The 23,071-nt window shown below is 66.8% G+C and carries 18 protein-coding genes and 1 tRNA gene; 9 read left to right on the forward strand and 10 right to left on the reverse strand.

Going from position 1 to position 23,071, the window contains the following annotated elements; translation table 11 throughout:
• Nucleotides 1–343: 343 nt before the first annotated feature.
• The 3 genes from NSQ78_RS20535 to NSQ78_RS20545 form a co-directional block, all read right to left on the reverse strand.
• Complete coding sequence (locus NSQ78_RS20535; RefSeq protein ID WP_064239436.1) at nt 344–2,068, reverse strand: peptidoglycan-binding protein; 1,725 nt, start codon at nt 2,066–2,068, stop codon at nt 344–346.
• A gap of 122 nt (nt 2,069–2,190) precedes the next feature.
• Nucleotides 2,191–2,592 carry a hypothetical protein gene (locus NSQ78_RS20540; RefSeq protein WP_064239437.1) on the reverse strand — a complete coding sequence of 134 codons (402 nt, stop codon included), beginning with the start codon at nt 2,590–2,592 and terminating at the stop codon, nt 2,191–2,193.
• Nucleotides 2,593–2,818: 226 nt separating this feature from the next.
• The gene (locus NSQ78_RS20545) at nt 2,819–3,343 is read right to left on the reverse strand and encodes a hypothetical protein (RefSeq protein ID WP_064239438.1); all 525 of its coding nucleotides are present in this window, start codon (nt 3,341–3,343) and stop codon (nt 2,819–2,821) included.
• A 238-nt stretch (nt 3,344–3,581) separates the two neighbouring features.
• Between NSQ78_RS20545 and NSQ78_RS20550 the strand changes: the two genes are divergently transcribed.
• A complete protein-coding gene (locus tag NSQ78_RS20550) occupies nt 3,582–4,187 on the forward strand; it encodes a YiiX/YebB-like N1pC/P60 family cysteine hydrolase (RefSeq protein WP_223224769.1) in 606 nt (201 codons plus the stop codon).
• A gap of 54 nt (nt 4,188–4,241) precedes the next feature.
• On the opposite strand, the gene NSQ78_RS20555 is transcribed toward NSQ78_RS20550, so the two are convergent.
• The 3 genes from NSQ78_RS20555 to ubiA all read right to left on the reverse strand — a co-directional run bounded on the left by NSQ78_RS20555 (nt 4,242) and on the right by ubiA (nt 7,371).
• Complete coding sequence (locus NSQ78_RS20555; RefSeq protein ID WP_005414774.1) at nt 4,242–4,406, reverse strand: hypothetical protein; 165 nt, start codon at nt 4,404–4,406, stop codon at nt 4,242–4,244.
• 269 nt (nt 4,407–4,675) lie between these two features.
• A complete protein-coding gene (locus NSQ78_RS20560) occupies nt 4,676–6,100 on the reverse strand; it encodes a TIGR00366 family protein (RefSeq protein ID WP_180995876.1) in 1,425 nt (474 codons plus the stop codon).
• Nucleotides 6,101–6,477: 377 nt separating this feature from the next.
• A complete protein-coding gene (ubiA, locus tag NSQ78_RS20565; protein WP_064239440.1) occupies nt 6,478–7,371 on the reverse strand; it encodes a 4-hydroxybenzoate octaprenyltransferase in 894 nt (297 codons plus the stop codon).
• Between the two features lie 149 nt (nt 7,372–7,520).
• On the opposite strand from ubiA, the gene NSQ78_RS20570 reads away from it, so the two are divergent.
• The 3 genes from NSQ78_RS20570 to NSQ78_RS20580 all read left to right on the forward strand — a co-directional run bounded on the left by NSQ78_RS20570 (nt 7,521) and on the right by NSQ78_RS20580 (nt 8,849).
• A tRNA-Arg gene (locus NSQ78_RS20570) sits at nt 7,521–7,597 on the forward strand.
• Nucleotides 7,598–7,734: 137 nt separating this feature from the next.
• Entirely contained in the window at nt 7,735–8,439 is a 705-nt protein-coding gene (locus tag NSQ78_RS20575; protein WP_049468866.1) for a DUF433 domain-containing protein, read from the forward strand.
• Nucleotides 8,436–8,849 carry a DUF5615 family PIN-like protein gene (locus NSQ78_RS20580; protein WP_064239441.1) on the forward strand — a complete coding sequence of 138 codons (414 nt, stop codon included), beginning with the start codon at nt 8,436–8,438 and terminating at the stop codon, nt 8,847–8,849. Before NSQ78_RS20575 ends, NSQ78_RS20580 begins: the two co-directional genes overlap by 4 nt.
• A gap of 12 nt (nt 8,850–8,861) precedes the next feature.
• Here NSQ78_RS20580 and NSQ78_RS20585 read toward each other — a convergent pair whose 3' ends face one another.
• The 4 genes from NSQ78_RS20585 to NSQ78_RS20600 all read right to left on the reverse strand — a co-directional run bounded on the left by NSQ78_RS20585 (nt 8,862) and on the right by NSQ78_RS20600 (nt 17,361).
• Complete coding sequence (locus NSQ78_RS20585; RefSeq protein WP_149901738.1) at nt 8,862–9,434, reverse strand: DKNYY domain-containing protein; 573 nt, start codon at nt 9,432–9,434, stop codon at nt 8,862–8,864.
• A gap of 38 nt (nt 9,435–9,472) precedes the next feature.
• Complete coding sequence (locus tag NSQ78_RS20590) at nt 9,473–10,828, reverse strand: Gfo/Idh/MocA family oxidoreductase (protein WP_064239443.1); 1,356 nt, start codon at nt 10,826–10,828, stop codon at nt 9,473–9,475.
• A gap of 65 nt (nt 10,829–10,893) precedes the next feature.
• Nucleotides 10,894–13,869: a TonB-dependent receptor gene (locus NSQ78_RS20595; RefSeq protein WP_064239444.1), complete on the reverse strand. Its 2,976-nt coding sequence runs from the start codon at nt 13,867–13,869 to the stop codon at nt 10,894–10,896.
• 132 nt (nt 13,870–14,001) lie between these two features.
• Complete coding sequence (locus NSQ78_RS20600) at nt 14,002–17,361, reverse strand: TIM-barrel domain-containing protein (RefSeq protein WP_064239445.1); 3,360 nt, start codon at nt 17,359–17,361, stop codon at nt 14,002–14,004.
• A gap of 322 nt (nt 17,362–17,683) precedes the next feature.
• On the opposite strand from NSQ78_RS20600, the gene NSQ78_RS20605 reads away from it, so the two are divergent.
• From NSQ78_RS20605 to NSQ78_RS20625, 5 genes are read left to right on the forward strand one after another with little or no spacing between them, the layout of a single operon-like run.
• Entirely contained in the window at nt 17,684–18,838 is a 1,155-nt protein-coding gene (locus tag NSQ78_RS20605; protein ID WP_064239446.1) for an SIS domain-containing protein, read from the forward strand.
• Nucleotides 18,831–19,769, forward strand: a complete 939-nt coding sequence (locus tag NSQ78_RS20610; RefSeq protein WP_064239447.1) for an ROK family protein — start codon at nt 18,831–18,833, stop codon at nt 19,767–19,769. Before NSQ78_RS20605 ends, NSQ78_RS20610 begins: the two co-directional genes overlap by 8 nt.
• Before the next feature lie 16 nt (nt 19,770–19,785).
• On the forward strand, nt 19,786–21,120 hold the full coding sequence (locus tag NSQ78_RS20615; protein ID WP_064239448.1) for a D-tagatose-bisphosphate aldolase, class II, non-catalytic subunit: 1,335 nt from the start codon (nt 19,786–19,788) through the stop codon (nt 21,118–21,120).
• A gap of 32 nt (nt 21,121–21,152) precedes the next feature.
• Nucleotides 21,153–21,929, forward strand: coding sequence for a DeoR family transcriptional regulator (locus NSQ78_RS20620; RefSeq protein ID WP_049468965.1), 777 nt, complete (start codon nt 21,153–21,155; stop codon nt 21,927–21,929).
• On the forward strand, nt 21,926–23,053 hold the full coding sequence (locus NSQ78_RS20625) for an amidohydrolase family protein (protein ID WP_339207403.1): 1,128 nt from the start codon (nt 21,926–21,928) through the stop codon (nt 23,051–23,053). Before NSQ78_RS20620 ends, NSQ78_RS20625 begins: the two co-directional genes overlap by 4 nt.
• The last annotated feature ends 18 nt before the right edge of the window (nt 23,054–23,071 follow it).

Here is a 23,071-nt window from a genome sequence, read left to right on the forward strand (position 1 = left end):
AACTGCTCGAGGACGAGCTCGACGACGAGGTACTGGACGAGGAACGGTAGCCTTGGGACGACCCTCGCGTCAGGGCAACGACGGAATCGTCTGTGCGCCAATCCGCGGGCAACAGGTTGCATGCGGAGGACACTTCCGAGGGCGGCAGCTGCTCGCCATCGATCAGCGCCACCAGCAGCTTGCTGCCGTCCAGCATGCCCTGGTCCAGGCTCCCTCGCGCAGGCGCAGCACGCTGTGCATCCTGCGAAGCGGCGTCCGTGGATGTCCTCCCCCATGAACGGAAAAAGCCGGCCGGATCGCTCCGGCCGGCCTCCTTTACCACACGCCTGTCAACACGCAGCGGTCAACGGCCCATGGCTACTCGCTGCTGCTCGTCCTGCACGTGTTGCGGCGAAGGCTCGTGCTTGGCCAGCATTGCAGCGCTGGTCTCCTGCAGGCTCGGTGCCGTCTGCGTCATGTCCACCGCAGTACGGAAGCCGGGGACGGTGCCCATGACGAAGGCCTTGCCATCCTGCACGGTGACGCCCTGCAGCTTTTCCGGCGAATCGATGCCGGCGGCCTTGGCCTGGGCGGTCACATGCGCGCTCATCTCGTTGCAGATCATGCCCGGCAGGTGGCCACGGATCGCATTGTGCAGCGGCGTATCCGGATGCGCCTTGTCGCCCAGTTGCGGCCCCTTCGGCGCCGCCTCGGCGTGGCTGCGGCCTTCGGCCAGCTTGGCCAGCGTCGCCGGACCCGCCACGCCATCGGCGGAGAGCCCGTGCTGCTTCTGGTAGGCGGTCAGAGCGTCCTTGGTATTGGCACCGAACTTGCCATCCTCGCTCAGCCGGTTGCCATGGCCGTCGCGCACGCCCAAGCGGTTGAGTTCCTTCTGCAGTGCAGTTACTTCCTCGCCCTTGGCGCCCTGGCGCAGCACACCGTTGTGGTCGGCCTCATGCGAATGGCCACCCTTGCCGGTTTCCTTGAGCTTGCCGTGGTCCCAGAAGTCCTGCGGGCTGAGCAGCTTGCCGTGCGGATCCTTCAACTGGTAATGCACGTGCTGGGCATACTGCCCCGCACCGCCCGGGCCACGCCCGCCCATGGTGCCGATCGGCTCGCCCGCCTTGATCGGCTGGCCTTCCTTCACCTGGGTCGACTGCAGGTGCAGGATCTCGTGCGAGTTGCCCTGTGCATCCCTGATCTTCACCGTGCCGTAGTCGCCACCGACGAACGTCACCGTTCCGGAGATCGGTGCGTGGACGGTCGGGTGCTGCAGATTACGGCCGTGCTGGCCGCCGACATAGTTGAAGTCGGTGCCACCGTGCGGCTTGTGCGCGCGGTGTTCGCCGAACTCACCGGTAACGTGCGGCTTGACTCCGTTCTGCGGGGGCAGCATCACCTGCATCGTCTGCTCGAAGGTGCGGGTCTGGCCTTCGGCGTGCGCCGCTGCCGGCTTGGCCTGCGCATGCGTGGCCGCAGCTGCGGCGGGGGCCGCGTGGCTGCCTTGGGACTGGCCGTGGGTCAGTCCCAGGCGCTGCTCCACGAACCGCTCGTACTTGTCCACGTACGGCATCACCTTCTTTTCAGACAGGTTGAGGCCGCCGTAATCGCGGGTCGGGCCGTCGTGGTGGTACTTGTAGATGTACTCCTCACCCTGGCCGCGCTTGTGCGCCAGCGTGCGGTTGTCGATGTAATGGTCAACCAGTGCATCGGACTGTGCGCCGACGTCGAAGCGGTTGCGGTTGTTGAGGTGGTAGTGGTTGCCGGTCTTGTCGATGAACTGGCCCAGGCCCGAGGCCGAGGTGGTGCCAGCGGCGGCATCGGGGTTGAAGCCCGATTCAACGCGGGCGATGGCCAGTACGTGCGCCGTTTCGCGCGGGGTCAGGCCCTTCTCGCGCGCCGACTCGATGATCGTGTCGATCACCCGTGACTGTACTTCCGGGGTCGCATCGCCCCACCGGCGGGAATTGCCATGCAGGCGGCCGTCGCTCTGGTCGATCGGCTCCCGGTAGTGGCTCCACGGTTTGATGCGGTCACTGCTGTAGGCCGCCCCGCGGGGCTGGACCATGTCCTGGTAGATGTCTGCCATGTCTGTGCTATCCATTCTATGAAAAGGGGGATTTCCTTAAGGGGTACTGCTCCTGGTACTTCGGGTACTGCGGTACTGCGGTGCTGCGTTCACAGCGCGCGTGCGACGTCCTGCCGCTGCGCTCAGTCTTCGATGTAGTTCACCTCCGGATGCTTGATGCCGAGCGAGTTGATCAACTTCTCGTACTCGTCGTTGTTGGGCTCCTGCTCCTCGCCTTCCGCGCCGCGCAGCGGCGGTGTGCTGTGGGTCAACTGGCGGCCACTGGCGTCGTACAGGTAGTACCACTCGCAGAAGCTGCAGCCGAACGGCAGTTCACCGTACTGCACGACGAAGTACGGCGTGCCGCTGCGGTCCTGCACGCAGGCCAGGCCAACGGCGGTATAGCCGTCCATCTCCTTGGGCGCAGCAATGGCCTGGCGTGCGCCGTCCTTTTCGATTTCCAGCGTGGTCAGCCGGGAAGCGTCCGTGTCTTGGGTGGGCTGGGCCGCCAGGTGCAGGCGGGTGCCTTGGCAATCGATATGCATGCCGGTCTCGTCGCGCGTAAGAGAGGTGGGAAGGTCCGCAACGGCAGCCGCAGGTGCGGCCGGCGCCGCTGCCGGGTCAGTGGATGCGGGGGGCGCCGCCGGTGCAGCCGCCTCAGGGCCGCTGCAGGCAGCAAGCATCAGGGCCAGCACGGGGGCAACGGGAGACAGACGCATGCGGTGCTCCTTGGGTGAATCACACGACCGCCCGCAAGCGGTCGCTCAGGGGTCAGATCGATTCGTCCTCACGCTTGACCAGCTGCCAGCACGGCCTCTGGGCAAAGGTGTAGACCTGCTGGTCGCTGGTATCGGGGGTGCGCATCTGCACCTGCACCTGGCCGTCGGGCAGGCGGGTGATCTGCATCTCGCGGCCCTGCCGCTGCAGCGTGGCCGGGTCCGGCATCACCGGCCATTCGACCTTGGCAAGCGGCACCTTCTTCTCCACCTTGCGTGGCTCCGGCTCGGCTTCGCCGTCGATGTGGCTGTCCAGCAGCGGATCGGCAGTGGACGTTTCCTGCAGCGCGATCTCGTTGCCGAAATGCTTGAGGAAGTCGTCGAAGACCGGATGGGGGCAGCTGGTAGAAGCGTCTGCCGGGGCCGCCGCAACCGGCGTGGCAGGCGCCGTGGCGGCGGCCGTGCTGGCCGGAGCCGGTGCGGCGGCGCCAGCGGGGGCCGCCTGGGGAGCAGGCTTGCAGCCCGACAGCGCAAGCCCCAGGGCAAGCGCAAGCAGGGCAACGGGGCGGAGCTGGTTCACGGGATCCTCCTGATTCCGGGTGGTCGCGCGCGGTTCCGGCGCGGTGGGGAGGCAAGGATAGCCATGCCTCCGTCAATTCAGTTTCAACATCCGCTGTCAGGAATATCCCGACATGCTGAATTGAGACTCATATCACACTAATGCTGAAATCAGCGTCACCGCGGCAGCCGGTAGACTACGCCGCACACGCTTCGACCCTGGCCCCATGCGCGGATTCCTGCTTGCCCTCTCGCTGTTGATGCCAATGCTGTGGCCTGGTGTTGTGGCCGCGCTGGAGGTCCGGGAAGGCGACCTGCTGTTCGTCACCGCCGGCCGCAGCGGCCTCAGCGCGGCCATCGACGATGCCACCGGCAAGCAGGGCGCACCCAGCTTCGATCACGTGGCCCTGGTCGCTGCGGCGCCAGACGGCTGGCCAGACGGCTGGGAGGTACTGCATGCGGACGAGAAAGGATCGCGCCGGCAATCGCTGGTCGAGTTCCGCCAGGACGCCCGGGCCAAGCAGCGGCACATCGTGGTCTATCGCCTGCGCGCACCGCAGCAGGCCGCCGTCAAGGATGCGGTCGCGACCGCACGCACGATGCTGGGCAAACCGTACAACACGTCATACGTATTGAACGAGGACAGCTACTACTGCTCGGACTTCATCGAGCGCGCGTTCCGTGCGCATCACGTGTTCGCGCTGCAGCCGATGAACTTCCGCAACCCGCAGACCGGTCAGATCGCCCAGCACTGGGTGGATCTGTACCGTGGCATGGGCATGGACGTGCCGCAGGACCAGCCCGGCACCAATCCCAATGACATGTCAGCGGCGCCGGTGCTGCAGCGCATCGGCGTACTGGAATAAGCGAAGCCCCGCGCGCGGCGGGGCTTCGGGGGTTACCCAGGGTGGGTACCGAAGTCACTCTTCCTCGTCCTGCCCACCTTGCTGCTGATTGCGCTGGTTGCGCTGCTGCTGTTCCTGCTGCTGTTGCTGCTGCTGGTCGCGGCCACGACCCTGCTGCTGATCCTGCTGGTTCTGCTGGCCCTGCTGCTTCTGGTTCGGGTTCTGGTTCTGCTGTGCCATGTCCGATCTCCAAAGCCACGCGCGGAATGCGGTGGACGGGGCCATCGTCTGCAGCGGTTGGTTAATCAGGCGTGGGTGGGCGGCTACATTGGTGTGTACGCGCGTGAATGAACGCGCAGAAGCCCTTGCGGCACAAGCCACTGAAGGATTCATGCGGGTTCGGCATGTGCTCATGCGGTTATCCATGCCGCGCGCATTCATGGCGCGTGTGGTCGGAAACCCGCGCTGAACGGGGCTGGTTTCATGACGCTCTGCAGCCAGACCCGCAGTCAGGGCATCACCGGCGGCACATACGCCAAGGTCATGCCCAGCAGCCACAGCAGGCCCAGTACCAGCGGGATGTGCACCAGCAACTGGATGAAGGTGAAGCCCACGATGTCGCGTGCCTTCAGCCCCAACACGCCCAGCAGCGGCAGCATCCAGAACGGGTTGATCAGGTTGGGCAGGGCTTCGGCCGCGTTGTAGACCTGCACCGCCCAGCCCAGGTGCGCCTTCAGCTCGTTTGCGGCCTGCATCACGTACGGCGCCTCGATGATCCACTTGCCGCCCCCGGACGGCACGAAGAAGCCCAGCACCGCCGAGTACACGCCCATCACCAGCGCGAAGGTATCGGTACTGGCCACGTGCACGAACAGGCTCGACAGCCGGTGCGCCAGCGTCTGCCCGTCGCCACCGGCGGCGTGGGTGAGGATCATCGCGATGCCGCCATACAGCGGGAACTGGATCAGCACGCCGGTCGTACTCGGCACCGCCTTGGCCACCGCGTTCAGGAAGCTGCGCGGCCGCCAGTGCAGCAGCAGGCCCAGCGAAATGAACAGGAAGTTGTAGGTGTTGAGGTTGGCGATGGCGGTGACCACCGGCTTGTTGGCGAACTCGTTGAACAGCCAGCCGAACGCCAGGAGCGAGAGCAGCACGGTCAGCAACGGGCTGTACTCCAGCCATTCGCCCGGGCGCGTGCGTCGCTGCAGCGGCTCCGGCTCCGCCTGCGCGGCGCCGGGGAATTCCTCGGCAGTACGCGCACTGCCGGCGGCAGGCGCGGTCAGCCAGGCGATCAGCAGCGAGACCAGGATCAGCACCGCGGTCAGCGCGATCGACTGCCACAGGAAGATGGTTTCGGTGAACGGCAGCACGCCGGTGATCTCCACCAGCCCCGGCGGCATGCTGGCCGGATTGGCCTGCAGCTGCGCGGCCGAGGAACTCAGCCCCATGGCCCACACCGCGCCCAGGCCAAGATATGCCGACGCACCGGCCGCGCGGTAGTCCATGCGCAGTTCGGTGCGACGGGCCAGCGCGCGCACCAGCAGGCCACCGAACACCAGCGAAAAGCCCCAGCTGAGCAGCGAGGCCAGCATGCTGACCAGGCCCACGTACACCACCGCACCGCGACCGGTGCGCGGCACCCGGGCCAGGAAGTCGATGAAGCGCGCGACCACCGGCGCGGTGGCCACGGCGTAGCCACCGATGACCACGAAGGCCATCTGCATGGTGAAGGGAATCAGGCTCCAGAAGCCGTCACCGAAGGCGCTGGCAGTGGCCTGCGGGGTCGAGCCGAAACCCATCGCGGCCAGCGCGACGATGACCACGCCCAGCACCGCGAACACATACGCGTCGGGGAACCACTTTTCCGCCCAGGCGGCCGAGCGCAGCGCTGCGCGCGCCATCCAGCCGTCCTGTACTGCTGCCGTCGAGGCCATCGCCTACCCTCCCAGGTTCGATGGATCGATTCTGGGCGGTGGGGTGCAGGCTGTCAGCCACCTATTGGTCGTAGGTGATACAGAACGGCAGTGCCGGCCGCTGGCCGGCAACCCTCGGGATCACACACGGGCGCAGCCGGCCAGCGGCCGGCTCTACCATGCCCGGGAATCGTCGTAGCTGGCGGAGGACGGTAGTGCCGGCCGCTGGCCGGCAATTTCCCGATCGGGATGGTCGTGCAGCCGGCCAGCGGCCGGCTCTACCAGGCCCGGGAATCGCGGTAGCTGGCGGAGGACGGTAGTGCCGGCCGCTGGCCGGCAATTTTCCGATCGGGATGGTCGTGCAGCCGGCCAGCGGCCGGCTCTACCAGGCATTGGGATCAACGCAGCGCCAGGTCCACGGCGATGCCGGCAAACAGCGCGCCGCCCACCCAGTTGTTGTGCAGGAACGCCTTGAAACAGGGACCGCGCTCGCGATTGCGGCAGATCCAGAACTCGTACACCACCAGCGCGGTGGCCACGGCCACGCCGGCCAGGTAGTACCCGCCCAGCCCGCCACGCACGCCTACCAGCGCCATGGTGGCCAGGAACAGCGCGTACAGCACGCCCTGGATGACCAGGTCGAGATCACCGAACAGGATCGCGGTGGAGTGCGAGCCCATCTTCAGGTCGTCCTCGCGGTCGACCATGGCGTACCAGGTGTCGTAGGCGGTGGACCACAGGATGTTGCCGGCATACAGCAGCCAGCCCAGCATCGGCACCTCGCCCTGCACGGCGGCGAACGCCATCGGGATGCCCCAGCCGAACGACATGCCCAGGTAGACCTGCGGCAGATGGGTGTAGCGCTTCAGGTACGGATAGCTGGCGGCCAGGAACACGCCGATGAAGCTCAGGCCGATGGTCAGCCCGTTCAGGGTCAGCACCAGCCCGAACGCCACCAGCATCAGCACGGCAAACAGCGCCAGCGCGGCACGGCCGCTGATAGCGCCGGTGGCCAGCGGGCGCGCCTTGGTGCGCTCCACGTGCGGGTCAAGCCAGCGGTCGGCGTAGTCATTGATGACGCAACCGGCCGAGCGGGTCAGCCACACGCCGGCGGTGAACACAAACAGCGTCCACAGCGGCGGCAGGCCGCCCGCGGCCAGCCACAACGCCCACCAGGTGGGCCACAGCAGCAGCAACGTGCCGATCGGGCGATCAGCGCGCATCAGACTCCAGTAATGCCGCCAACGCGGCGTCGCCGGCGACTGCGGCGAAGTGAGGGGGGTATCAGCCATGGCGATAGGATACTCCTGCCCCTCTGGCAGGGCTTTGCCGTTGGGGGGAGATTTGTTCGACGAAAGTGGATAGAATGCCGGTCCCGCACCGCTTCATGGCGCTGCGATGCCCGCCCCGGCACCGGCCGACGGCGCGGCGGTTCTACAACGCGCCCGTAGCTCAGCCGGATAGAGTAGTGGCTTCCGAAGCCATTGGTCGGGGGTTCGAATCCCTCCGGGCGCGCCATTTTCTTGTCGGCTTCGGCCTGCCACTCACCCGGCAGATTCGCCCGCGCATGTCTCCGTTCTCAGTTTATGAGTCCCGCAGGGCGCAGAATGTGACTCTGTACTCCAGCTCCATTCCGATTGAGTAGACTCGGCGCCATGGGTATCGCCTTGCCAGCACAGGACAGCCTCGGCGTCGGTCTCTATTCCTACGCCGATGCCGCGCGCTTCATTGGCGGCAGCTCGTCGGAACTGCGCCGGTGGCTGAAGGGCTACCATGGCCGGAAGCACGGGAAGCCGGAAGCCCACCCTCCCCTGTGGAAGTCGCAATGGGCTGATTCAGAGATCGACGGCATTGGCTTTCGCGATCTGATCGAGCTGCGCTTCGTCCGCACATTCGTCGCATGTGGCGTGCCACTCAACCTGGTGCGGCGAACCATTGTCGAGCTGAACGAGCGGCTCGGTAAGGAGTACCCCTTCACCAGCACGAGCTTCAAGACCGATGGGCGCCGCATTTTCATGGAGCTCGTGGGCGACAGCGGCGATGCCGCACTGGTGGATGTGGTGAAGCGCCAGGACGTGATGCGCAAGGTCATCGCACCTTCGCTGCGTGACGGCATCGAACTGGGCATCGATGATCGAGCCGAACGATGGTTCCCACTGAAGGGCTCCCGTGCGGTGGTATTTGATCCACAGCGCAGTTTTGGTCAGCCCATCCTTGCCGAATCGGGCGTTCCTACCATCGCCATTGTCGAGGCGCTGCGCGCCGAAGGTGGCGATGAGCGTCGCGTGGCCAGGCTGTATGACCTACCTCTGACTGCAGTGAAGAAAGCACTGCAGTTCGAGAATCGAGCCGCGCCTTGAAGGCGCAGATCGATGAGAATCTTCCGCCCGCGCTGGCCCGGGCCATCGACGCCATTGCAGGAACGGACGAACACGAAGTCTTCCACGTAAGGGAGTTCGTGATGCCCGGTACTACTGACCTGGAGCTCTTCGACGCGGCCACCCAGCGTGGCATCCGCATACACGTTACCCAGGATCATCATCATCGCAAGCCCGCAGAGCGCGAGGCGATCGCACGCCTCGGCCTGACCGTATTCGTTCTGGCCAAGGGCTGGAGCACCTTCAACCACTACGAGCGCGCAGCGCGGCTTCTGGAGTGGTGGCCCAAGATGATGCAGCAAGCCGAACTCGTGCAACCTGGTGCAATGTTCCGCGTACCGCATGCCAGGGCGTCCGGGGGACGGCTGACGCAGATCAAGGTGTCACGGTAACCGCTTCGCGCGTCAACCCTCATCATCCGTGAAACCATGCTGTGCACGCAGCATCGGGTCGGTCTCGATCATGAACATATGGAACAGGTGTTTATGGTCCCGCGGCCAGCTCCCCTGCAACAGACGCCACGACGCCACATCCACGCGCGGCAGCTTCCGTTCCAAGTAGTAGACGCGGCTGCAATCGCCCGAGAAGTGTCCATCCAGCAGCCGCCAGCGCGCGTGATCCACGCCGGGCTGAGGCTTCCCGTCGCAATAGACGCTGCTGTCGTCAACGGCGTACAGCGCGTCCTGCGGGATTGTCTGCAGCAGGTCGCCGCGCAGGCAATGCTCCATGCGTCGGCCGCAGTACCAGCCGCCGTGATCGTCGGCACCGTAGCCGCCCATACTGCGGAAGGTGGCGCAGTTGGCCTCGGCCGAGGCTTTCAGCGAAGTCCCGGATTCGAAGTAGACATTTCGCTTGTTCAGCCAGTAATCACCGCATTGGCGGAAGCTGTCGCGGTCAGTCGCGGGTGGAAAGACAGCCAAGCGTGGTTTCGGCTCTATGGATGCCAATGCATCAATGCAAACAGAAACGCCGGGCATCGCCCGGCATTTCAGTCACAGCATGGAAGGGGTAAACCTCAGTACTTGCCGTCAAACGCAAATATCGGCTTGCGCGTCTTCCACGCACCAGCAGTAAAGTCGGGGAACTCCAGCGTCTGGAAACCGTTGGCGATCGACTGCTCGCTCAGCGGCGTGATCGCACTCCAGGTCACCGCATCGTAGATGTCGATCGGCATCGGTGCCTTGGCCTTCAGCGCTTCAACAAAGGCATGGATGACGAACCAGTCCATGCCACCGTGGCCGGCGCTGGCGGCGGTGTCGGCGTTCTGCTTCCACAGCGGGTGCTCGTACTGGTCCTGGTACTTCTTGAACTCCTCCCACTGGTGCGGCGGGCTACGGCCTTCGATGTGGATCGAATGGTTCACGTCCATCCACAGGCCCTTGGTGCCCTGCACGCGGAAACCCATCGAGTACGGGCGCGGCAACGAGGTGTCGTGCTGCAGCAGGATGGTCTCGCCGTTCTCGCAGGCCAGCGTGGTGGTGACGATATCGCCCAGCTTGAACTTCACCTGGGTGCTGGGGTGGGTGGTGCCGCCACTCTTGGCCACGGTGTATTCGTGCAGGCCGCGCGCCTTGGTCGCAAAAGCATTGATGTGGGTGAAGCGGTTGCCACGGTTGATGCCGGTGTACATCGCGCACGGGCCGATGCCGTGGCTGGGATACAGCTCACCGTTGCGCTGCACCGAATGCTCGGTGCGCCAGCGTGCTTCGCTCCAGCCCTTGGGCCCGAATTCCACGCCGCTGTCGTAGGGCTGGTTCGGGTCGCCGGAATTGAACTTCACGCCGCGCAGGTCGTGCTGGTAGCCGGCCTGCAGATGCACCAGCTCGCCGAACAGCCCCTGGCGCACCATCTGCAACGCCGCCATCACGTCGCGACGGTAGCAGACGTTCTCCAGCAGCATGTACGGGGTGCCGGTACTCAGCTGGGTCTTCAGCACGTCCCAGTGGTCCTGCAGGGTGATGCCGGCCACCACTTCGCAGCCGACGGCCACGCCGGCCTGCATCGCGGCTATCGCCATCGGTGCGTGGTATTCCCACGGCGTGGCGATGATCACGCCATCGATGCCCTTCTGTTCCAGCAGTCGCTTCCACGCGTTGGTGTCGCGGTCCTGGCCATAGGTCTTCGGCGCCGGCTTGCCCGCCTTGGCCACCATCTCTGTGGCACGGCCCAGCATGATCGGCTCGATATCGCAGAGGGCGACCACTTCGACGTCGTCGCGGCGCACCAGCTCCTTCAGCAGCACCAGCCCGCGCATGCCGGTGCCGATCATGGCCAGGCGCACCTTGCGCCCGCGTGCCCAGGCCGGGCTCTGCGGCAGCAGGCTGCTGGCGGCGACAGCGGCGCTGGCCGCGATGAATTCCCTACGCTTCATGGCAGACATCTCTCCTCTTGGCAGCGTGCCCACCACAGCCGGCACGCCAGGTCACGCAAACGGAATTACTTGAACCGGTAGCCGATGGTCACACTGTAACCACGGCCGAAGATGGTTGCGTAGTCACTGGAGTCACCCAGGAAGCTGTTCGGGTCGTAGAACGGCAGGCGGTTGAACAGGTTCTTGACGGTGAAGCTCAGGTTCCAGGCATCATCCGGGCGCCAGGTGACGCTCATGTTGGCGGTCCACCACGACGGTGCACCATCGCACTTGCTCTTCTGCAGGGCCAGGTAGCCGCCGGTGCAGGTTTCCTTGTTGTTGCTCTCTTCGTCGATCTGGTCGGTGGCCCACTTGGTGCCGCCGACGTAGTTGACGAACATGCTGGTGGTCACCTGCTTGTAGGTCCAGTCGGCATTGAGCGTGGCGCGCAGGCGCGGGTTGTTGTAGTAGCCCACCACGTCGCCGTAGTACCAGCCGTTCTCCGCGTCCATGTAGAAGCGGTTGCGGTTGGCGATGGTGCCGGCCAGGCCGATGTTCAGGTTGCCCCAGTCGCCCAGCGAGAAGCGGCTGCGTGCGTCGATGTCGAAGCCGTCGATCAGCGTCTTGCCACGGTTCTTGTACTGGCCCACCACGCTGGCCACGTTGCCGGCCGAATAACCCGGCAGCACCGACGGGCAGCTCACGCCGCTGGCCGGATCGGCGCACATGGCCGCCAGCTGCGCCAGGTTGGCACGGTCGCTGTCGGTGATCGGCGAGCGCGACATCGAGATAATGTCTTCCATGCGGCGATAGTCCGGCGCGACGATTTCATTGTTGCGGTAGATGAACCAGTAGTCGGCCGACACCGACAGCCAGCTGGCCGGCTCGTAGACGAAGCCGAGGGTGGCGATCTTCGCCTTCTCCGGCTTCAGGTCCTTGTTCGGCTGGGTCATGCGCGCCACGGTACGGCTGCAATCGACGTTCAGCAGGGTCTTGCCGAGATCGACGTCGCCCGGCCTCTGCGACTTCAGCAGCAGGTTGGCGATGGCATTGGTCTCGCCGCAGCGCAGTTCGTCACGGAAGCCACCGAGCTGTGCGAACACGCCGCCATTGCCGGACTCGGCCAGGCTCGGTGCGCGGAAGCCGGTGGAATAGGTGCCGCGCAGCATCAGCTGGTCGAACGCCTGGTACTTGAAGCCGATCTTCGGCGCGACGTTGGCGCTGAAGTTCGGGTACTTGTCCACGCGGACCGCCGCATCCAGTTCCAGCTTCTCGGTGATCGGTGCCACGGTCTCGGCGAACAGCGCGTAGGTGTTGCGCTTGCCATCGAACCACGAGCCACCCTGCTGGGTGATCAGGCCGTTGGCCGCGTCGGCATTGCCCGGGGTGTAGAAGGTCTCACGGCTGGCATTGAAGCCGAACGCGGCGCGCATCTCGCCAGCCGGCAGCTGGAACAGCGGGCCTTCGATCTTGCCATCCAGGGTATGCAGGCGGGTCCACGACTGGATGTCGAAGGTCGGGAACGCTTCACGGATCAGCGCGGCGTTGGCTTCGCTGATCTCGCCGAACTTGTACGCCGGATGATCGGAGATGATCACCCGACCGGTGCCCGGATCGATCGTGTATGGGCCGAAGGCCTTCTCGAAGCCCTTGGTGTTGACGTTGATCGTCTGGTAGGTGGTGGAGTGGGTACCAGCGCTGGCGAATGCGGTTTCCCAGTTCCAGTCACCCACATTGCCACGTGCGCCCGCCAGTACCCGGTAGCTCTTGTCAGTGTTGCGCTGGCCGAAGTAGTTCGGGCCGGCATCCTGCAGCAGATAGTTCAGGCCGACCACGCCGCCCATCATTGCCTTCAGCTGCGGGCTGGCGTGGTTGTATTCGTTGTTGGGGCCCAGGAACGGGTACAGGAACTGATTGACGGTGTTGCCGGTATTGCGCGAGAACCAGCTGGTCGGGTTGCCGGTGGTGGTGCCGTAGGTGCGCGGCGTACCGCCGTTGGCGCGCAGGTCGATGTCGGTGTAGGTGGCCTCGGCAAAGATCTCGGTGTTGTCGCCGACCAGGAACGTGCCGTTGAGGTAGGCGGTGTTGCGCTCGGACTTGGCGCCGGCATCGATCTCGTTGTTCATCCAGGTTTCCCAGACGCAACGCGGGCCGGCCGCTTCACTGGTCAGCACGTTCCTGCAGCCCGGCGCGGCTTCCTGCACGCGGCGGCCGGTGACCGGATCGAACGCGAAGTAGGTACCCGGGTTGAACTCGCCCGGCTTGCTGCCCACGCCCAGGCGCAGGTTGTTGAGGTAGTTCGGGTTGTTGACGTAATACTGGTCGGGCCGCTTGTCGTAGAAGTCGCTGAGCGGAATCGCGTCGCGGCGGTACATGTTCACCGCGCCGTAGATGTTGAAGCGGTTCTCGGCCAGGTCACCGAAGCCGGCGGTGATGCTGGCCTGGCGCTCGCCGTAGGAGTCGATGCGCGAGGACGTATCGTTGGTGAAGCTGACCTCGGCACCCTGGAAGTTGCGCTTGGTGATCACGTTGATCACGCCGGCCACCGCGTCGGTGCCGTAGACCGCCGAGGCGCCGTCGGTCAGCACTTCCATGCGCTCGATGGCCGCCGCCGGGATCGCATCGATGTTGACGAACTGGGTCTGGAAGCCGGCCGGCGCGCCGTAGTACGACAGGCGACGGCCGTTCAGCAGCACCAGCGTGCCCTGCGCGCCCAGGCCACGCAGGTTGGCCTGCGAGGCACCGTCGGAACCGGTGAACAGCGAACGCGCATCCTGCTGCGCCGGGCGTGCGGCTGGCAGGTTGTCGAGCACCTGCAGCAGCGTGCGCGCGCCCATGTTCTGGATGTCCTGCTTGCTGATCACCTGCACCGGCGAGGCGGTTTCGACGTCGGTGCGGCGGATGTTGGAGCCGGTGACCTCGATGCGGGCCAGGTCGGTGGCCTTGTCCTTGCTGTCCTGGGCGAAGGCGGGAACGGCGACCGACAGCAGCGCGCCGGCGATGGCCAGCGACAGCGGAGCGATCGAACGACAGGGGGGGCGGTGGTGGCGAGCGGGCAACATCGGGGTTCTCTCCTGGCAGGGGTGCAGCGCGATAAGTGAGCGCGTAGGCGTTCGGCGGGCAAAACGCTCCCGGGCCACGGCCGTCAGGGCCGCAGTCGGAATGGGCGGGGGAGGAGCGGTGTTACGTGGGGGTCATGGGGCGACGATGCTGGCGGAGTCGCCCTCCTGGCCGATCAGTACGGCATTGGCCCAGTTGGCGCAGACCTGGGCGGGTTGACTGCCCTGCGCACCCAGCGTGCGCAGGCTCAGGGTGGAAAGGCCACGGATGTCCAGCTCCGGCTTGACCACGCCGGGCGCCTTCACCAGGCCGCTGTCGTACAGCAGGCGGTTGTCGCCCCAGACCTGGAACTGCAGGCCACCGGCGTTGCGGCAGGCGTCATCGATACCGAGATCGGCGCGCAGCAGGTGCCAGCCGCCCTGCAGGCGCAGGTCGATCCGGCTGTTGGCGCCAACACCCAGGCCCCGGCGGAACTGCAGGCCGTTCATGCGCATGCCGGCGTCGCCACGGAACGACTGGTCGGCGCGCAGCTGGCTGGCCAGCGCGGCCGGCACCGGCAGCTCGGAGAGATAGCGCTGCCGGGCCGGTCGTTCTGGTTCCTGGTGTTCGAGGATGTGGAAAGTGGACAGCGCGATCGGGCCGACGTCGCGCGGCTGCAGTGCATCGAACGCGCGCGCGCTGCCCTGGGCGGCGGTGACCATCGGGTCGGTGCTGCTGGCGCCGTCGCCTTCCGGGTTCTGCACGCTCAGTACGCGGAAGCGCAGCAGGCGGCCGGCATGCGCCGGGAAGTCGATGCGCTGCACGCCCTCCTTCAACTGCAGGCGGCCGCGGGCGATCGGCTCGCCCCACTCACCGTTGCTGTCGCCCAGGTACACCTCATAGTCGCGTACCTGGCCATGCTTCCAGTTCTTGTCGTTGCGTGGCGCGATGTCGATGCCATCGATCATTTTCCGCTCACCGAAGCCGATCACCCACTCGTGGGCGCCGGTGCGCACGGCCTGGTTGCGCACACTACGGAACCAGGTGGCCGGATCGTCGTCGAAGGCGTTCTCCAGTGCGTGGCCGGGCTCTTCGGCCGGGCGATTGACCACCAGCAGGCTGTCGGCCGGCAGTTCGCGGCCCAGCACCGGTGCGGCCGGGTAGGCATCATCGGCGGCCGCTGCCGCCACCGCGAAGTCCAGCTGCAGCTGCAGCGGCTGGCGGATGTCCTGGGTGGCGGTACGCACATGCAGCGTGCCACGGCGCTCCTTGGCATCGAAGTACCAGCCTTCGCTGGCGTTGTTGAGCGCTGCCGCATCGGCCAGCGCCGGCAGCACGCGGCCACCGGCCTGCACCGCACGTGGTGCCTGCCGGCTGAGTACGCGCAGGCCGTAGCGGCGCTGGGCCAGCTGGCCGTTGTACTGGCCCTGCACCGGATCGATCTGCACCTGCACCGGGCCACTGCCCTGCGCCGGCGCCTGCACGCGGATCTGCTGCGTGCTCGACTCACCCTGCTGGTAGCGGCGCGTGTTGCCATCGTCTTCGTACAGCGTGTACTGCGAGTCGCCCTGCGGGTACAGGTCGAAGGTCACTTCATCCAGCGGTTTTTCGCCATCGAACAGCATCGACGGGTACATCGGCAGGATCGCACCGGCACGCACGAACACCGGCAGCGTGGCCAGGTCCACCTGGCGGTCCAGCTGACGGCCGTCGGCACCGGCCAGCACGCGACGGCCATCCCAGTAGTCGATCCAGCCGCCGGCCGGCAGGTGGATGTCGCGGCGCCAGCCACGGCTGGCCGCCTGGCTGCGGTACACCGGCGCCACCAGCAGGTCGCGGCCGAGCAGGAACTGGTATTTGTAGGTCTCATCCTGCGCATGCGGATCGCGCGGGTGGTCCCACATCAGGCCACGCACCGGCGGTGCACCGGTCTGCGCGGCCTCGTGCACCAGCCCATACATGTATGGCGTCAGGCGCATCTTCAGCTTCAGGTAGTCGCGGTTGATGCTGCGGTAGGGCTCGTCATACCACCAGGGGTGCTTGCGCGCGTTCGACGACCAGCCGCTCATGCCCATCAGCACCGGGGTGAACGCCTTCCACTGCAGGTCGCGGGTGAAGGTCTCGGCGCTGCCGCCGAAGATCGCATCGACATCGCCGCTGGCGTAGGCCATGCCGGACAGTCCCGAACCGACCAGGGTCGGCACGTGCCAGCGGATGTAGTCCCAGCTGCTGCTCTGGTCACCGGTCCACGCTACGGCGTAGCGCTGGATGCCAGCCCAGCCCATCACCGTCCACAGGAACGGACGCGAATCGGAGTTGTCGAGGATGCCGTTGAAGGCCTGGCGGTTGGCGTCCATCGCGAACTGGTAACCCTTGCCGGTCCAGGCCACGTCCAGCTTCTGCACGCGGCTGCCGGCCTTGCCCACTTCCCAGGCGATCTTGTCGACGCCGTTCTCGGTCCACAGGCCGGTGCGGAAACCGTAGCCAGCCAGCCCCTTCACTGTTTCCGGCAACTGCTTGTAGCCGCAGCCATAGCCATCGTTGGGCAGGATCCAGCCACCGGGCATGTCGTGGGCGCGGTACTGCTTGGCCACGCTGTCGATCACATCGGGCGTGGTGCCGGTCGGGCCGTCGCTCCAGCCTTCGGGCACGGTGCCGGGCTTCTTGCTGTTGTCGCCGTCGTTGTAGCAATCGGCATCGCCGTAAGACAGCGCCCAGCGCGCGACCATGTTCGGGCGGCCGGTCAGCTGGGTATAGCGTTCGATCAGCTTGGGCAGGTCCGCGCCGACGAAGTAGTAGGCATCGAAGCGGTCTTCGCGATGCAGCAGCGTGGCCTGGTCGCTCTGGCGCAGGTCGTAGCTGCCATCGCTCCAGGTATTGCGCAGCATGCCCCAGCCACGGCTGCTGAGCAGCATCGGCGCCGGGCTCGGCCGATCACCTTCTTCCCAGCCACCGGAATAGGACACGTCCAGCTCGCGGCCCTTGAACTGGTAACGGCCGTTCTGCTGGCCACCACCGAAATAGCCCTCATCGGCCTGCGAGGACAGCACCTGCACGCTCTGCGTGGCATCCAGGTCCAGCGGCTGCAGTTCCTGCCACAGCGCGGTGGGCTGGCCGTTGTCCAGCCGTTCCAGGCGCAGGCGCAGCGGCTGCCGCTGTACGTGCAGCACCAGCGCGTCGGTGCGCACGCGGATTTCCTGCGCGTCTTCTTCCAGCTGTGCCTGCACGTTCGCCTTGGGCTGTGGCAGCACGATCGGTGCGGCCTTGTCGCCGGCGCCGGTCAGCGTGCCGTTGCGGCCGGCCTGCACGCGGATGATGTCGGTGGCCGGCAGTTCGATGCGGATCCGCGCGCCCTTGTCGGTCTGCAGGTCCCAGCCCTGCACGCCGTCGCGGCTGTCGCTGGCGCTGACCGAACGCAGGTTGCCGACCGGCTCGGCCCGGGACGGCATGGACGCCAGCATCAGTGCCGGCAACAGGGCCAGCATCAGCGGCGAGCGACGAACGCAGTTTTCCACGCGGACTCCCAACCCGTTCACCGGGCGTTTCGAAAGCGGTTGGGCCGACTCTAGGGCAGCGATTCGAAAGATGTCAACAAATTGAAAGGAAAAAGGAAGATATATTCCAGTGAAACGAAAGTTGTTGCGTTGCAGTACTTTGTGTAAGCGCTTGCAGACGCCTGTTAAGTATTGTGCGATACGGCATTCCGCCCACCCTTTCGTTTTCCTGCGGACCGCGCGCCGGGAAAAGTCGCCCACCTGTTTTCTTTCTTTTTACTTTCGATGTTTGACATTTCGAAAGAAAACGCAGATGGTGCGCTGGCCCAACTGGAACCTCCGAATGGACGCCACCCTGCTTTCCGATGTCCCCGCCTGGCAGCGCCTGGGCGGAGCCGATACCGCTACCGAAATCGCCCAGCAGCCTGCGCTGTGGGAAGCCCTTGCGCTGGACCTGTCGCGTGCCCGCGACCGCCTGCAGGCCTTCCTTGGCGACAGCCTCAACGACCCCCACCAGCGCGTGCTGTTCACCGGCGCTGGCAGCTCCGGCTTCATTGCCGAGATGGTGGCCGATGCGATCAACGCGCAGTGGCCGGCCGAGGTGCGCGTGGTGCACACCACCAGCCTGCTGACCCACCCGGCGCTGTACCTGCAGCGCGACCGCCCGACCCTGCTGGTCTCGTTCGGCCGCAGCGGTTCCAGCCCGGAAAGCGTGGCAGCGGTGGATCGCGTGCGCAGCGACGTGGATGACGCGCGCTTCCTCGACATCACCTGCAACGCCGATGGCGAACTGGCCCGCCGTGGCGCCGGCCGTGCCGATACCTGCACCCTGCTGATGCCGTCGGCCAGCTGCGACCGCGCCTTCGCCATGACCAGCAGCCTGACCTGCATGCTGCTGGCCGCACTGACGGTGTTCGATCGCTCTCCGTGGGATGCGCGCGTGGCGCGCCTAAAGCAGATCGCCGCGCTGGCCCGCGAAGGCCTGGCACAGTGGGATGCACCGGTGGCCGCGCTGGCGCAAGGCCCGTTCAACCGTGTGATCTACCTCGGCAGTGGCCCGCTGGAAGCGCTGGCGCGCGAGTGCGCGCTGAAGGTGCTGGAACTGACCGCCGGCCGCGTGCTGGCACTGGCCAACACGCCGCTGGGCTTCCGCCATGGCCCCAAGTCGACGCTGGATGGCAACACCCTGGTGGCGGTGCTGCGCAGCGTGCAGCCACTGGCGCGCCGCTACGAGCAGGACCTGCTGGAAGAGCTGCGCCGCGACGGCGTAGCGGGCCAGGTGCTGGCGATCGGTCCGCATTCGGACATCGGCGCCGACGACGACTACACCCTCAGCGTGCCGCCGCTGGACGATCCGTGGCTGGCGCCGGTGTGGCTGGGCTTTGCGCAGCTGTTCGCACTGCAGCGCTCGGCCGCGCTGGGACTGACCCCGGACAACCCGTTCCCGGACGGCACCGTCAACCGCGTCGTCAAGGGCGTCACCATCCACCATGGCTGAGCTGATCGCCCACGCCTGCTATGGCATCGACATCGGCGGCACCAAGATCGAGCTGGTGGCATGCGATGCGGCGATGCAGGTCACCTGGCGCCGCCGCGTGGCCACCCCACAGGGTGACTACGACGGCTTCCTGCAGGCGGTGGTGGCGCTGGTCGCCGAGGCGGACGCTGCCCTCGGCCGCAGCGATGCGCCCATCGGCATCGCCCTGCCCGGCGTGCGCGACCGCCGCAGTGGCCGCCAGCTCAGCGCGAACGTGCCCGCACTGACCGGCCAATGCGTGGCGCAGGATCTGCAGGCGCGGCTGCAACGCCCACTGCATTTCGGCAACGACCTGCAGTGCTTTGCCTTGTCTGAAGCGCACGGCGGCGCGGCTGACGGTTACCCCAGCATGTTCGGCGCCATCCTCGGCACCGGTGCCGGTGGCGGCTTCTGCCTGCAGGGCCGGCTGCTGTCCGGCTTCAACGGCCTGGCCGGCGAATGGGGCCACTGGAGCGTGCCCGGCCACCTGCTGCAGCGCCACGGCCTGCCGCTGCTGGACTGCGGTTGCGGCCTGCAGGGCTGCGTGGAGCGCTATGTCTCCGGCAGTGGCGTAGCAATGATCGAACGCCATCTCGGTGGCAGCGCCGCCAACGCCAGCGCGGTGATTGCCCTGGCCGAGGCCGGCGATGCGCGCGCACGCAAGGCGCTGGACATCCATCGTGACCTGCTCGGCCACAGCCTGGCCGCGCTGGTGCTGGCGCTGGACCCGCATGTGATCGTGCTCGGCGGCGGCCTCTCGCAGTACGCGCCGCTGTACCAGCAGCTGCCGGCGGCCATCGCGGCCCATCTGTTCCATGGCGTGCAGGTACCACCGATCGTGCCGCCGCGGTTCGGCGATGCCGGTGGCGCACGCGGTGCCGCGCTGCTCGCCTGCCAACCCTCGTTTTCCTGATGTCCGGAGCCTGACCATGTCCCCGCTGCAGACCCTGCTTGCCTCCCACCGCGCCGGCGCCAACGTCGGCCTGTACAGCGTCTGCTGCAGCAACGAGCAGGTGCTGCGCGCCGCCATGCACGTGGCGCTGGCCCATGGCACCGTGCTGCTGATCGAGGCCACCTCCAACCAGGTCGACCAGTTCGGCGGCTACACCGGCATGACCCCGCCGCAGTACCGCGATTACGTCGGCGCCCTGGCCGATGAACAAGGCTTCCCGCGCGAGCGGCTGATCCTGGGCGGCGACCACCTCGGCCCGAATGCCTGGCAGAAGCGCCCGGCTGCCGAAGCGATGACCCACGCGCGCGTGCTGATCGAAGCCTACGTCGCCGCCGGTTTCCACAAGATCCACCTGGACTGCAGCATGTCCTGCGCCGATGACCCGGTGCCGCTGCCCGATGCCGTCGTCGCCGCGCGCTCGGCCGAGCTGGCCGAGATTGCCGAACGCACCGCCGCCGAACACGGCCTGCCGCCGCCGGTCTACGTGATCGGTACCGAGGTGCCGATTCCCGGGGGCGAAGCCTCGCTGGCCGAGGGCCTGCAGGTGACCACGCCGGCCGCCGCCGCGCAGACCCTGGCCATCCACCAGCAGGCGTTCGATACGCCACAGCTGCGCGATGCATGGCAGCGCGTGATCGCGATGGTGGTGCAACCGGGCGTGGACTTCGACCACAGCAGCGTGCACGAGTACAACCCGGAGGCCGCCCATGCGCTGGCCGACTTCCTCGAGCGGCAGCCGCGCATCGTGTTCGAAGCGCACTCCACCGACTACCAGCGCGAAAGCGGCCTGCACGCCCTGGTGCGCGACCACTTCGCCATCCTCAAGGTCGGCCCGGCGGCCACCTTCGCCTATCGCGAAGCGCTGTTCGCGCTGGCTGCGATCGAGGCCGAACTGCTGCCGGCTGCACAATGCTCGCGCCTGCCGCAGGTGCTGGACGCGGTGATGGTGGCGCAGCCGAAGTACTGGCAGTCCTACTACCACGGCGATGACGCCACACTGCGCCTGCTGCGCAGCTACTCCTTCAGCGACCGCTGCCGTTACTACTGGGGCGAGCCGGCGCTGGTGCAGGCGGTGCAGACCCTGTTCGCCAACCTGGAACAGCACGCGCCGCCGCTGGTGCTGCTCAGCCAGTACCTGCCGGAGCAGTACCGCGCCGTGCGCGAGGGCACGCTGGCCAACACCCCCACCGCACTGGTCCAGCACCGCATCGGCCTGTGCCTGGGCGAATATGCCCGCGCCTGCAGCGGCAACCGCGCCGGTAACCGCAGGCACGACGCAGCTTCGGCTGCCGGCGTTCCTGCGAACGGCTAATCTCTACCTTCCCCGCGAAACCGAGAATGGCCATGCGCAACACCCGCTCCCGCCGGCAACAGATCCTGCAGCTGCTGATCGAGCACGGCTCGGTGCAGGTGGCCGATCTGGTCGAGCGCTTCGGCGTGTCGGCGGTGACCATCCGTGCCGATCTGACCCACTTCGAGTCGCAGGGCCTGGCCAACCGTACCCACGGTGGTGCCACGCTGGTGCGCACCCCGCCACAGGAGCAGGACATCCACGAGAAGGATGCGCTGAACCTGCCACTGAAGGAGTCCATCGGCGCCTGTGCGGCGCGCCTGGTGCAGCCGGGCGACAACATCATCATCGACTCGGGCTCGACCACGATGACGCTGGCCCGTCACCTGCGCGCGCATCGCGACGTGACGGTGATGACCAATGGCTTGAACATCGCCTGGGAACTGGCCAACGCGCCGGGCATCAACGTGCTGCTGACCGGCGGCCTGCTGCGCCAGCAATCGCTCTCGCTGCAGGGCAGCCAGGCCGAAGCCAGCCTCAACTCGTACAGCTTCGACACCCTGTTCCTGGGCGTGGATGGCCTGGACCTGCAGTTCGGGCTGACCACCCATGACGAAGCCGAAGCCCGCCTTAACCACCGCATGGTCGAACGCGCGCGTCGCATCGTGGTGCTGACCGACGCCTCCAAGTTCGGCCGCGTCAGCCTGCACCGCATCGCCCGCCTGGACCAGATCCACGCCATCATCACCGACGCCGGCATCGACGACGCAACCCGCGAGGGACTGCAGCGGCTGGGCATCGACGTGATCATCGCCGAGCCTCCCGCATGACCGATACCCGTTCCCTGCACGGCCGCATCCTCACCCCACTGGGTTGGCGGCGCGGCCACGTCCATTTTGATTCGCATGTGCGCCAAATGCAGGTGGATGACCACAGCGGCGCTGATGACCCGCAGCTGCCGGTGATCCTGCCCGGCTTCATCGACCTGCATGTGCACGGTGCGGCCGGCGTGGACCTGATGCAGGGCGGCGACGTGGCGCGCACCATCGCCCGCACCCATCTGCGCTTCGGCACCACCACGCTGCTGGCCACCACCATGACCGCCGGCCTGGACGAGATCGCGCACGCGCTGCAGGGTGTGGCCGCCGCCATGGCCGCGCCCGACGCCGATGCGGCATGCATCGCCGGCGTGCATCTGGAAGGCCCCTTCATCAGCCCGCAGCGATTGGGCGCGCAACCCAACCGCACCATCGAGGCGACGCTGGCGCTGGTACAGCAGCTGCACGCGCTGGCGCCGATCCGGGTGATGACACTGGCGCCGGAAATCGGCGAGCACACCGCGCTGATTCCCGCACTGTCGGCACTGGGCATCCGCGTGCAGCTCGGCCACAGTGCGGGCACTTACGAAGAGGGCGTGGCTGCCCTGCAAGCGGGTGCCTCCGGCTTCACCCACCTGTTCAACGGCATGACCGGCGTCGATCACTATCGCCCAGGCATCGCTGCGGCCGCGCTGGCGCATGCGCAGTACGCCGAGATCATCCCCGACCTGCAGCACATCCACCCCGGTGTGACCCGCCTGGCTGCGCGCGCGATCCCGCGCCTGTACGCGGTGACCGATGCCACTGCCGCCACCGGCATGCCCGATGGCGAGTACGCACTGGGCGAGCAGCGCGTGCACAAGTGTGGCGGTTGCGTGCGCCTGGCCACCGGCTCGCTGGCCGGCAGCGCGCTGACCATGGACCAGGCACTGCGCAACCTGGTGCGCGTCGGCCTGGACCTGGCCGATGCCTCGCAGCGGGTTTCCACCTTCCCGGCCGACTACCTGGGCCTGGGCGATCGCGGCCGCATCGCGCCCGACGCCCGCGCCGACCTGGTGGTGCTGGACGCCGAGCTGCGCCTGCAGCAGGTGGTGGTCGGTGGGCGGGTAGTCGATCTGAACGCCGCAGACGCTTGAGATCTGCGTTCATGTAGA

Origin of the sequence: Stenotrophomonas sp. FSL W7-1447 (assembly GCF_037966425.1) — a bacterium.
GTDB classification, from domain to species: Bacteria; Pseudomonadota; Gammaproteobacteria; order Xanthomonadales; family Xanthomonadaceae; genus Stenotrophomonas; species Stenotrophomonas pavanii.